Annotated in this window: 8 protein-coding genes; 2 read left to right on the forward strand and 6 right to left on the reverse strand. The window is 41.1% G+C overall.

Features of this window, described 5'->3' with window-relative positions; genetic code table 11:
- The first annotated feature begins 125 nt into the window (after positions 1-125).
- Both CRP01_RS33125 and CRP01_RS33130 read left to right on the forward strand, forming a co-directional pair.
- Positions 126-1,769, forward strand: coding sequence for a DUF5060 domain-containing protein (locus CRP01_RS33125; RefSeq protein ID WP_170110640.1), 1,644 nt, complete (start codon positions 126-128; stop codon positions 1,767-1,769).
- 569 nt (positions 1,770-2,338) lie between these two features.
- On the forward strand, positions 2,339-2,890 hold the full coding sequence (locus tag CRP01_RS33130) for a type 2 periplasmic-binding domain-containing protein (RefSeq protein WP_099154376.1): 552 nt from the start codon (positions 2,339-2,341) through the stop codon (positions 2,888-2,890).
- Positions 2,891-3,253: 363 nt separating this feature from the next.
- Here CRP01_RS33130 and CRP01_RS33135 read toward each other — a convergent pair whose 3' ends face one another.
- The 6 genes from CRP01_RS33135 to CRP01_RS33155 form a co-directional block, all read right to left on the reverse strand.
- Positions 3,254-3,754, reverse strand: coding sequence for a hypothetical protein (locus CRP01_RS33135; RefSeq protein WP_143473640.1), 501 nt, complete (start codon positions 3,752-3,754; stop codon positions 3,254-3,256).
- A 208-nt stretch (positions 3,755-3,962) separates the two neighbouring features.
- Entirely contained in the window at positions 3,963-6,152 is a 2,190-nt protein-coding gene (locus tag CRP01_RS43520) for a 3-coathanger stack domain-containing protein (RefSeq protein ID WP_099154378.1), read from the reverse strand.
- 250 nt (positions 6,153-6,402) lie between these two features.
- Entirely contained in the window at positions 6,403-6,615 is a 213-nt protein-coding gene (locus CRP01_RS43525; RefSeq protein ID WP_099154436.1) for a helix-turn-helix domain-containing protein, read from the reverse strand.
- A gap of 561 nt (positions 6,616-7,176) precedes the next feature.
- Entirely contained in the window at positions 7,177-8,289 is a 1,113-nt protein-coding gene (locus CRP01_RS33150; RefSeq protein WP_143473641.1) for a hypothetical protein, read from the reverse strand.
- A 30-nt stretch (positions 8,290-8,319) separates the two neighbouring features.
- On the reverse strand, positions 8,320-9,096 hold the full coding sequence (locus tag CRP01_RS42025) for a DUF6345 domain-containing protein (RefSeq protein ID WP_143473642.1): 777 nt from the start codon (positions 9,094-9,096) through the stop codon (positions 8,320-8,322).
- Positions 9,097-9,580: 484 nt separating this feature from the next.
- Entirely contained in the window at positions 9,581-12,622 is a 3,042-nt protein-coding gene (locus CRP01_RS33155; protein WP_099154380.1) for a sensor histidine kinase, read from the reverse strand.
- Positions 12,623-12,697 lie beyond the last annotated feature (75 nt).

The raw sequence follows: 12,697 nt of genomic DNA on the forward strand, positions 1-12,697 counted from the left end.
AATATAATGAGAGGGCTGCTGGTCAGAATTCATAGATCTTGGTTGGGCAGACGGTAAACGGGTAGAAAGGGGCATCCTGAAATTTGACGTATCTTGCAGATGCTCTGCCAACCGAAATGTATGCCATGAAAAACCTCGTTACACTACTCTTTTTGTTGATGGTTTCCGGACCAGTCGGATGGTCCCAGGTTGCTTATGCATTTGATCAGACTGGGATCCGGACGGCCGTTTTTATTCCAGTGGATCTTTCATTAAGGGTAACTGCACTGCCGGATGCTCCTTTTGAGGTTACCTTAGGAGCCGTTTTCTCCCATGAAGACGGAGCTAGCATTACCGTGCCGGGCTTTTACAATGGAGAAAAAGAATTCGTGGTCCGCTTTGCCCCAACACTGGTGGGCAACTGGACATTTGAAACTTTTTCATCCATTCCCGATCTGGCGGGCAAAATGGGAAAGGTGCAGTCCCTGCCGGATACCGACCCGGATCAGCACGGTCCGGTGGGGGTTCATCCGGATCTTCCGCAAAAATTCATCTACGCCGATAGCACGCCGTACTTCGCTCTGGCCTTTGAACTGGACTGGCTCTTTGCACTCGATTATGGTGACCCGGAGGGCATTCCCAAAACTGAAAATATTATCCGGGAGGTTAAAGCGAATGGGTTCAACCAGGTCGTGATGAATGTGTATGCCTACGATGTAGGCTGGGAAACGAGCGAAAATGTACCGGATCGGTATCAGTACCGGCAACCCGATTTTTCGGTATTTGGCGGCGACAATGACGATCCGGACTTTTCCAAATTGAATATTGATTTCTTCAAACACTTTGACCGGGTGATAGATCACTTGCAACAAAAGGGGATCATGGCCCACCTGATGATCTATGTGTGGAATAAACGGGTGAACTGGCCGCCGATGTATTCCGAAGCGGATAACCGTTACTTCGATTATATCATCAAACGCTACCAGGCTTTTTCGAACATCATCTGGGATGTTTCTAAGGAAGCACTGGACTATGGTCGCTGTGATATTCCCTATATTAATGAACGCATTCAGCGCATCCGAAACATGGATGCCTATGGTAGCCTGATCACGGTGCATGATTATGAATACTGTTCCCGTGAACCAGACCGGGTGGATTTCATTTCCATCCAGAATTGGCGAAATGATCTGTATTCCCTTAGCTTGGAAGCATTGCTGCGGCATCCGGATAAGCCGGTCATGAATATTGAACATGGCGGTTACGAGAAAGGTCCTTTTCTTTCATTTCAGGGAAATTATGTAGATCCTCAAACCTGCTTGATCCGCAATTATGAATGTATCTTTGCGGGCCTTTACTCTACTTACTACTGGCAGAATACTTCCTGGAATATTGTGATCTATGACCCCCTGTCTTCAGAGCAGGATTTCGATCCACCTCGTTTTGATTATTACCGACACCTCCAGGCTTTTTTTCAGCTGTATGATTTTAATACCTTATTCCCGCATAAACCTAAATTGACGACAAACGGTAGGGTAGGGGCCGATAATCTGGCTTCCAGCGGCTATGCATTGACCAACGGCAAGGGGCGCTACCTCTACTTGCTTCCGGGCTCTAATTTTCAAACCAATGTAGTGGTCCCGGAACCTCCCGGCGGCCAACTCCGGGCTAAATGGTTTAATCCTTTTACCGGTGAATTCCGGGATGGTGGTATTTCTGAATGGTGGAACTGGAAGGCTTATCGCAGCCCCTGGGAAAGTACCACCAGCATCCTGATCCTGGATGGTGAGTAACTAGCATTTTAAGCAGATCTATAAATGAGAGCTATCAAATGCTCAGTAAAGTCATTATTTAATTTATGCACATCCGGGTTTAAAGCGGATGTTTGAAAATGCATTGGAGACCAGGTTTACCTTCGAACCGGGGCAGTACCATCCGAAAAAGCCAGATATCTCCAGGGCGATGCCCTTCGCCGATCTGATTCAAACCACAGCCCTATAAATATTTCAGGGCAATGCCCTTATAATACTCAGCGGCGTAACCCTGGCCATTAGATTGCCAAGAATGCACCTTTTTCTTCATTATTGATTGAACCCAATGTCAAAATGCTAAAGTCGAGCTTACCGACAGTTCTTGGGATTAGTATTACGTCGGTCGGCTGGTCATCGAGTGGTAATATAGACTGGGGAGAGTTGAATTGGTCACTATTCGTTTTTAAAAAATCGTTTTTGATGCTAAAAAAGCTTATTTCCTGGGCTTTATTCTGTAAAAAAATAGTTGGATAAACACTTGCTTCTTAGATAGAATCCCCTATAGATTTGCATGGTAGTTCTAATGTTTGGAACTCGTAAATATCAACAAAATGAAGCCCTTGTTTCAATGGGTGCGCAACCATGTTGCCCTTTCGTTTTTCTTTGCAATTGAAATTATTGGTCTATTCTATGGTATTGTATTTGTTATCGGAACTTATGGTGAGGATAACCGTAATATGGCTAGTATCTCTTCTCCTCCTATTCTCCTTATTACGGAAGAGCCTTATCGAGATCTTGTAACGCTTGAATTAAAAGAATTTGCTCACTTCCCTACGTCCCGTACTAAGGTACTGGTGGCTACCAGAGAGCAGGCTATTCAGGCATTTGAAAATAATGAAAATGCGATCCTGATCCTTTCCAAACCTCTGGAAGAAGAGGAAATATTGGCCTTCAAGATGAAACCGGAGCGACTGCCGGTTCACCAGGATGTCATTGACTATTCGGAGGTTTCGGATGCAGGCGCGCCAGTTTTTATAACAGACAATGTCGCTTCTAAAATAGAACACCGACTGGCTATTTTTCTACGGGATAATGAGGTCCAGGATGTAGTTTTCCAAAAGTTCAATCAACGCCCCCAAAAGAGCCCCTTTAAAAAGGGATAACGCGATTGGTTGAAGCTATTGTCGGGGTATATCCGGAGCCTTCCAACCGGGTTAAGGGTACTACCCCTACAACGGGCTTTTTACAGCTACTAATATCGTTTGGTGCAGGCTGGCGAATTGTGTGCTTTCGGTTCTGCCGGTAAAACGATCGCGGGATTAACGCTATACTCGACGCGAAGTGATTTGAGATTTTTCTAAACCACTTCGCATCAGTATTAGCTGTAGACAACAGGAGACAGTTGGCTACGTATTGATTTCCGGCGAGCTGATCCCGCTGGTACAGATCGATCGTACCCTTTTTGAAATGGATGACGCTGCGAAACTGCTTGAGGAATTCGTAACCTAAAAGGCTGTCTACGGAATTTAATTCACTTTGTACTCCCCAAACCGGCTCGTGGATGTCAGGACTACTCTTATCTCCTGACAGTTGTAGTCATCGATGACTAGGCTGTGCAACAGTCCGCTTTGTAAATTTTCCCTTGCCGCATCGAGGCCAATAATAGGTACTGCCCGACTCAGGGTCAGGTGATCCGCGAGTAACTCGCCTTTCTGCTGGTCTAGTACGTTAATGCCGGCACCGGTATCCAGACCTAGGATCAAGGTACTGCTCCCTACTTTCTTACTGATAATGGGCATCCTGCCTCTCCAGCGGAATGCAAATGACACGTCGGGGGCGTGGCCGGGTTGCTCCATCTCCGATCGATTATTTACTTTGTGTAAATGCGATTCTGAAGCGTCAAAGTCGATCGTCATCATATAGTATTTCAGCACGTTTGTTCCGATCAGGCCCATGATGTTCATGCCCTTGATCAGGCATAGATACTCCAATGACAAAGTGATCGCTTCCACCCGGTTTAGTTTCAAGTGGCTGATCTGAAGATTAAAGTCTTTCTTAAACAGCTACATTTCTTCTCCAACCAGGCTCGTAATGGTTCCAATCCTTATACATACGAAAGGATCAGTCAATTTGTGAGGCCTACTGGCAGAAAATTAGGCGATCCTGCTCGGGCGAACCATCTATAACGTATACGTCTCCGCTGGCGCCCTCGCTGATCTCATGCTTGCCAAACAACTACTCCACAACCACCTTAGCTACCCAGGTTTGCATCCCTGTCTGTGCTTTAAATAGATACAGCCCTGCTGGTAAGTCTGCTATATTTACTTGAAAATTTTGGTCATCTGTCACGTAATCCTTTATTAAATTTCCTTGCATATTAAATAACTGCAATTGCATATGAGGCTCAGGTAATATAATCTGGACTGACTCGCTACTGGGATTTGGAAAAACTTTTAGTTCTTTTTCAGCATTTTTTGAGCTAAAAGTAAGTTGTGCCTCAATTTCACCGTCACTTTTTGCAGCACTTGAACCAATTGTAAATCTAACAGGCTTACTTTCTCTTCCATTCAAAATACGGGCTAATCTTAACTCTAATGTTTTAGGTAGTTCAGCGTGTTCGACATTATGGCCAGTTAAATAGGTATTGTTTGGACCAACAGATCCCTTGTTATATAAACTGTTTTTGGAAGGGTCATAAAACAAAATTATAGATCCTGAGCCTCCACAAGGATCGTATCCACGAATTTCAATCTCATAAGTTGACCATCCTACTCCTCCATTACCGGTATTACGAATACTTAGAACTTCACCTATCGGTTTTTTCATTTCGTTTTCCATACAGCAGACATCTCCTTCTCCGTCCTGATCAAAATCTGACTGATCCTCATTGTTAATGGTGGGACAATTATCACATGCATCGCCAAAACTATCGGTATCGGATGCAGTCTGGTCACCGTTCGGGGTTAAGCAGCAATTATCGCACACGTTTCCTACTCCATCATAATCAGTATCTTCCTGAAGGGGGTTGAAATTGTTAACACAATTATCCTGATCATTCCAAATACCGTCGTCATCGTTATCTTCACCATCACAGGGGATCACTATATCTTTAAACGGCACAGTGAAGCTTCTAGAGAGCGCATCTCCTTCAATACCGAAAAACGCTAATGCCTGTATTTCTAAGCCTATGCGAGCCGAAGCAAACAGGGACGCAATACAAGCTACACCAGGTTTAATGCTAAAGTTAGCACCGGTGGAAACTTCACTAAAAGCTTCTACAAAGTCTGCATCATAAGGGTCCCATTCATATTTTATTCCTAAAGAGACAGAACCATTCAATTCTATAAATTGGCTAGGATCAAAATCAATTCCAATAGGACTAAAGTTAGCATTCGTTTGAGATGAGGCATCTTGCCCTTTTACTTTGGTAAAGTAAGCTGAGAGTTCCCCTGTTTGTCTGAATTTTAAATCTGAAATAGATCCTCCTGCTGAATAATCGATAAAAACCTCTAAATCCTGCTCAATAATAATCGGAATTAAAAAACCGGCAACGGGTAAATAAAACCTTAGCAAAGGCAGCTCAATTTCTTCTAATTCAATTCTATCTGCGATCAGGTTCTCATTAGCTAGTGTCAAACTTCCAGTTAAGCTATATTGACCACCAACGCCGATCTTTGCGTAAGATGTACCTATGGTGCTAATATTTACTTCAAATTTAAAAATTGGGGTAAAGTCCAGTTGTGCATTAAACGAAGAATTAATGGCATCCCTCCTTAACTGATTCGAAGTATTGCAACCCGTGCTTAATGAGGAAAGGGGACTATTTACATTTCCCAAATTGTTAGAACCTGCCAAATCACTTAAAGTAAACTCAGAAGTAATAGCTCCTTCAAGAATTACATCTGCTATATCTGCATCTATGGTAGTCAGGATAATCGTATTGGTATCTTCCGTAATTGAGGTAATTTTCCTCAAATACCCTCTTGGAGCGTTTGAATGGATATCAGAGACGATAATATCTCCAATATCAAATACTTGTCCCTGGGAAATCGAAGCTGTAAAACGTAGATCGTTTTCTGATATCATTAATAGACTATCATTGGTGTTATTCGATATGAGATGAAGATTTGGGTTGAATATGATGGAATCCAGACAATCCTCAATTACGGCGGTAAATACACCGCCACTATCAACGGAAAATCCTGGCTTAAGGGTAATTGAACTTCCAGCACTAAAATTAACAGCACTATTGCTATTCACTTGTCCTGTTGATTGTATATTCCCATTGGTTTTATAAAAACCAGAACTAACCGTATCATCTAAAAATAGAGTATCTACATTACAAGTTGTATCTAGTTGGGCAAAAGCAATAGTTGGTAAGAAAAGACAAATTAAAACGGTATAAAAAGAGAGAGACTTCAACATGGCAGTAGATTTGAGTTTGAGAATTGGCGGTAATAACCAGGTATGGATGGAAAGTTGTTGAAGTCTAGTAAATACTGGACTCCGGAGAAACTGAATCCTCACATAATTATTACGGCTGTATTTAGAAAGGTCTTCCAGTATGATAGCAGAGACACTTGTGAGGATAAAGTTGTGGCAGATTGGAAGAAATATCCCGAACTATAGTTTCAAAAGACCGAACTATAGTACCAAAGAGCTTGGTTTTTGCTGATCAGCTATTATTTGGATCCATATTCCTATCCTGGCCCGGTGTCTTCCCGAATTTTTCTTTATAAAGCTTCCCAAAATAGTCCGTGCTATTGAAACCAGTCTGATAAGCTATATCCTTTACCAGAAGCTCCGTATTAAAGAGCAGGTGCTGGGCTTTTTCCAGACGAAAGGTGGCTATAAAACTAGAGACGCTTAAGCCCGTCAGGGCCGGTATTTTTCTATAACCGCCTTAATCAACGGGTGGTGGTGAATTGAATGTATGGACGACCTCATTGTAAGTTCTTTGCTAAAAGTAGTGTAATCATCATGAGTAGGAAATCTTTCGAAGGGGGCGGTGATGGTTAGATAGTTTTGACGGCTTCATGATTGAAAAGTCCCAAACCATATAGCCATCTAACCCTCCCGACGCTCGTTAGGAGCTCTCCGCAAATCATGGTTACCGTAAATTTGTCCAAGAAAATAATCTTAGTCTGTTATTATAGTTTTGGTTATGTTGACACACTAGAATTATACTTATACCGCTGTGAATAGCTCATAACTGATCGTAAATTTACTTAATCCAAAGTGTATTGGATCCACCGGCGAACGTGGCAGACACCCTCGCCGAAGCTATCGAGCTGATCGGGCGACCTGTTTTAGGAGAAGCCAGCTTTCGGGTTTCACCGAATCCTTTTTCTGATGAATTCCAGGTGTCTTCCATTTCTTCGGATAAAGGGGGTTCGCCGGTTTGAAGATTCATCTATGCCGGCGAATCCTTCCTTTTCGGATGCGCTCTTCAATTTTTTCGAAGAGGTTCAGTACCCTCATGCTGGACTCGAGGTTTGTCAAAGTCTAATGGTTGAGCTTCCGGATTTGTGAGGGAATAAGCTAAAGTCTTACGCCGGCTTACTACAGGATGATTATCTACTGTTCGTAGGTCACTATAAGAAATGACCAGTAGTGGTTCAACTATGGCTTCGGATTTTCCCTCCGGCATAGCGTACATAACCTTACTATAGGAGACTTGAACTTCACCATCCTGGAGTTTTTCGTTATAAAATTTGCTCATCAGATCGTTAGTAGTCACTGCTATTTTGCGGCGACTGTTTGGAATATTGGATTGAAGTGATCCGTTTTTCCATTCTCCTTCCGGACTTACTCCCCCGACCCTAAGACTAGTCAGTACGCCAGCTAGGTTTATACCCATTCTAATACCTGCATTAGCCAACTCCACCCCATTCAGTCTAGGCCTGTAAGTAATTCGAAAGGAGGTAATTTGTGCAGGTTGAACTTTCTGACTAAAGGAACCACTACCGACCATAGCGTATCCCAATTGCATAGCTGCTGTTTCATACAGCTGATAATCGATCACCTGATTTTCAGCAAGTTGTTTTAGATATAATTCAGCCTGTTTTTTTATAGCATCTTCGCCTAAAACTTTTGTAAAATCAGCCTGAGCCTCTCTCTCTTCATTAATAATCCTGATTTCATTAAATGACGTGTCATATTTAATGAATAAGGGCGAATTTGGGAGCTGTATCCAACTTCCGGCATTTTCCCTCTCTAATACTGTCTTTAGTAAATTTTCCTTCTCGAAGAATGCGAGATCTTTATCATCGCTGAGCAGTTTTACAGCTCCTTCAAGCTTTTGAAGTAACTCCCCGGATTGAGGCCGCCTCCAATTCATTTGATAGGCAATCATTTCATCACCTATTTGAAATTTAGGCTGTTCAAAGCCCTTTAGATTTGGCCGCTCCAACATTTTTGGAAGCTCTTGTGGGGTGGATTGTCGTTTGTCTTCTGATGAACTAGGGCTCTCTCTCACTCCGCTAGAGCAGGCCATTGGAATGAAAGTTAAAGAGCTAAACAGACAAAGGATTATGGCAATATTTGTTCTATGTTGGTACATGTCTTTTAATTTAATTAGAACTAAAATAATTTAGCACCCGCCATTATTAAAAATGAGGTAACAATACCAATTATGTGGAGCTGGAGCATCTGATAATAATACACGATCACGTAATCTGGCACGATCTCTAACCGTACCACAATGAGAAGAATTAAGACCAAACGTCATGCAGATCGGTGAATTATCACCAGTAAACCAACCCGGGCGGTCTTCCATTTCCTCTACCCAGGCGCGCTCATTTCTTAAATCGTCTGTTGCTTCGTAAAAATCGCGAGGTTGATCATCTTTGATAGTCGGAGAGTTATGATATCCGAAGGTCTGACGAATTTGCTGATTAAAATGGCGGGAAAGTGCATCTAAGTGAACGGTACAGCTAGTTAACCACATCGCATAAGCTGTTTCATCTCCACCCTGCGTCCCCAGCCGGGTATCGGTTGGAAATGAAACCGTACAACGGCCTCCTCTCCGAAATCCAAATTGGATTAGGCCTCGATTGCCATGTCCTGCATATACGCTAAGTGTTCGGGAATCACCGGCAACATGGTCTATGCCCCCAGAGTTCTGCTCGATAAAATCTTCCGGCCAGGCGTTTGTGTTAGTCCATCTTCTACCAGACCATCCATCAGAATTGAGCCGGTTTCTCAAGCTGGAAGTAACATCGTTCAAATCAGAATTTTCACAGCCATTGCCGGTAAAGTCGGTGGACTCGTCAATCCAATAGGTAGCTTGTCCGTACGATACAGTTACCAGATGTAGAAGCCAAATAGTCAGTATCAATGGAATCCAGGTTTTAATTTTACTTCTCATGTTGTGAGGGTTTTTACAAGAGTAATTAAATACAACTTGCAGAATTATTGAAAATGGGAAAAGCTTAGTAAAACAGTTTCTTACGTTTAGCAAAGTGCTAATTAGTCCAGGTAAGGTAGTGATGTATACTTGACGCTAAGCGGTTTAGGATATCACAAAACAATTAACAAGAAAATTTTACGTCAGTATACCTTACGATAAGTTAAGTGGTAATGATCATAGGTAAATGGATTGATGATTTTTGTAAACAAAATTGATAGACTAGGTTAAAAAGGCCCCCTTCCTGATTAACTCTATAGAAAGGGGCTCCAACTGGGGTATAGTTTTCGGGGCTATTATCGAATGCTGTGGTAATAATTTATCTTTATTCGATGGTTCAAATTTATATACTTGTATAAATAACTGAAAGAGAGAATGTATGAATGACATGTCTCAGAGGTTAAGTGGTAAAACAGTTTAAGATAAAAAATATATAATCGCTGAATTATTCTGGTGTGTATAACTGAATGATCACTTTTGTACCTAATGCCATTCTTTCATCATTTTCTAAATCTATGATGTATAACTCATTTAAGGTATTTAGTAATTGAAGTCTTTTTTTAGTTATATCTATTCCCATCGATTCGTGGCCTTCCTTCTCTTTTTCTTCGGTTATTTTACGGCCCACACCGTTATCTTCAATCTCACAAATAATAAAATCATCTTTTCGGAAAATATTCACCTTTAATTTTTTCAGATCATCATTTTTGGGTAATAATCCATGCCAAATAGCATTTTCTACAAATGGTTGTAAAATTAACGGTGGTATTCTGACGAAGTCTTGATCCACATTTTTCCCTACCTGAATTTGATAATCGAACTTATTGGTAAATCTTAGAGATTCCAGCTCAATATAAAGTTTCAGAGCTTCCAATTCTTTACTTAGTGGGACGAGTTTTTTTTCTGAATTATTTAGTATAGTTCGAATAAGAGTAGAAAACTTGGTGATGTAGCCTGCTGCGTCCTCGGTCTCATTTTTTAATACAATCCCCTTTATAGAATTAAGTGCGTTGGATAAAAAATGAGGATTCATTTGTGAACGAAATGCTTTCGTTTCCAGTTCGGCGACTTGTAACTCCAACTTAGCTATCGCGGTTTCCTTTTCTGCATTTTTCTTTACCTGATTTATTCTCAATCGATAAGCCAAATAGGTTATACTTACAATTATGATGGTAGTAAGTAAATAGAATATCCAGGTTTCCCACCAGGGAGGTTCAATATGAATGGGCAACTGGTGTACCTCACTAATATTCCCAAAACTATCCTCTGCTCTAACTTGAAAGATAAAATCTCCCGGGCGGATTTTTGTATACCGAATTTGCTGACCGTTCATTACAGTTAGCCATTCATCACGCTCCTCATATCCTTTCAGTCGATAGTGTAACTTAACTTGGTTGGCTTTTAGATAATCGATTGCCTTTACTAGAAAAGTAAGCGTACTTTCATCATGTTTTAATTCTATTTTATGTAATTCTCCTATGCCTCTTATCGCTTTATTATTGTTAATAGTAAGCTGGTCAATGTATACTTTTGGCTTTAATGGTAAGGGCTCTATACTTATAGGATCGAATGTGGTAAGTCCTTTGTTGTTGGCTAACCAGATATCTTTGGTGGAAGACTCAATAGCACTGTAATAAAGAGAAAATAGATTGCTTGATATTCCGTCTACTGTTTCGTACCTGCATAGTGTTGAGTCCTTCGGTTGGTATTGCCATAATCCTTGATTACCGGAAATCCAGAGAGCCCCGGTGTCATCTTCGACTATTCCGTATATACTGCTGTTACTCAATTCCGAGTCTTCCCCAAATTCGTATTGTATCAATGTGTCTTGTACAATTCTAACCAGCCCTTTTGAACTGGCTGCCCATACCGTTTCAGCGTATTTTTTGCTTTCACAAAAGCCAAAAAATTCTAGATTACAAGAGACTTTTTTCACTGGTTTTAGGCCTAGCATCGTTGCTTCATAAATCCATAATTCCGATGCGCTATACGGTATGTAAACTTTACGATTAGCGGTTTGAAAGGTTTGTAAAAAAGCAAATTCTTGGTTATTTATAAACTCCTTACAGGGTGCAAGGGAGTACTGACCTTTTCCATTTATTACTAATTCTTGCCACCCCAAATTAGTAGAAACAATAGTTCGCTTTGGATATATTGATGATAGAAAACGGAATGTCAGCCCTTTTGGATTTAGAATGGAATCAAATGAGTTTGTGGCCTTATCCAAATAATACAACCTTCTTGAAGAAACAGCGAAAATATTTCCATTTCCGCCAATGCCCACCTGCCATAATTCCGATTCAGTAAGATCAATTTGGTAATCGGACAAAAATTCTCCTTCACCTGAAAATACTTTGATGCCTTCCTCTTTAATACCGACCCAGACATTCTTGTTCTGATCCTCTTGTACAGAAACTACTTCAACATCCTGCAATTCAAGCTGAATAAGTGGATTTTTAAAGGGGTTACCATGAAGGTAGGTATAATCGATCCCAACGTTTCTTATTGATGTCCACAGGTAATTTTCTGGAGATAAATAAAGCTCTTTGGGGCTATCGGAGGATAAGTTGTGGGGGGGGGGATTGGCCGTTGACCATTGTTTGATAAATTCGTCGTCTTTCCAATTGTAATACCATAAACCTTTATCGAGTGTAGATAAGTACAGATGTTCTCCATCTGCTTTTACGGCGTCCCAGGGCTTATAGGATATGGTATTGGAAAGTATTGAAATGGTGTCGGGAGTAGTTTCGTCAAATAGAAATAGTTTTTTATCGTCCATCAACAGCCAGGATGAGTCCTCTAATAGAATGGATTTTTTAATGTATAGATGATCGTGTAAATAATGCTTGTAATCTACGAGCTGTGTATCCTGTAATTGAAAAAAATCAATACCGCGTCCATTCCACCAGGGACTGGCTACTATGGTTTCAAGCCCTCCACTTTCACCACTGATAGTGCTGAATTGTACACCGTTTGTTTTTTGAGGAAGTGCGAAATATCGACCAGGATCTTTGGTACTGAGCCCAAAGATCCTGTCGCCTACTTTTAACCAAAGACGGTCATTAGTTTGATCTAAATGAAAAACTCGGTAACCTTGGGCAAATGCAATACCGTTTTCGTCCAAAATGGGAACATTCAGAATGGAATCGAGCTGCCTGACGTAGACATTCAAAGTAGAAAAAGTACTAAACCAGATATCTCCCCGCCTATCTTCAAATAATTCACTCTGGATGTTGGTATCATCGAGTCCGTCTTCATAATTATAGAGCTTTGTTTCCATTCCGTCAAAGCGGTAAAGCCCTGATAGAGAACTGATCCATATGAAGCCCTTGCTATCTTGAAAGATATAGGTATTGAAACGATTATCTCTCAGTCCATCTTCCGGCCTGATATTTTTGAAATTGAATTGTAGATCAACTGTTGGTTGTGCCTTAGCGTAATATCCGCCTAGAACGAGAATAATGACACCTATAAATTTATACTGCATATATTCTCACTTTAAATTTGAAGTGGCTATCGGTACGGATGTTTATAGGAACCTTATCACGTGGCGGATACTGTT

Source organism: Flavilitoribacter nigricans DSM 23189 = NBRC 102662, from assembly GCF_002646595.1.
Lineage (GTDB): Bacteria > Bacteroidota > Bacteroidia > Chitinophagales > Saprospiraceae > Flavilitoribacter > Flavilitoribacter nigricans.

Bases quoted from the DNA above. Each gene is read 5' to 3' on its own strand.
- CRP01_RS33125 (WP_170110640.1), top strand. From the start codon at position 126: ATGAAAAACCTCGTTACACTACTCTTTTTGTTGATGGTTTCCGGACCA.
- CRP01_RS33150 (WP_143473641.1), bottom strand. From the start codon at position 8,289: ATGTACCAACATAGAACAAATATTGCCATAATCCTTTGTCTGTTTAGC.
- CRP01_RS42025 (WP_143473642.1), bottom strand. From the start codon at position 9,096: ATGAGAAGTAAAATTAAAACCTGGATTCCATTGATACTGACTATTTGG.
- CRP01_RS43520 (WP_099154378.1), bottom strand. From the start codon at position 6,152: ATGTTGAAGTCTCTCTCTTTTTATACCGTTTTAATTTGTCTTTTCTTA.
- CRP01_RS33155 (WP_099154380.1), bottom strand. From the start codon at position 12,622: ATGCAGTATAAATTTATAGGTGTCATTATTCTCGTTCTAGGCGGATAT.
- CRP01_RS33130 (WP_099154376.1), top strand. From the start codon at position 2,339: ATGAAGCCCTTGTTTCAATGGGTGCGCAACCATGTTGCCCTTTCGTTT.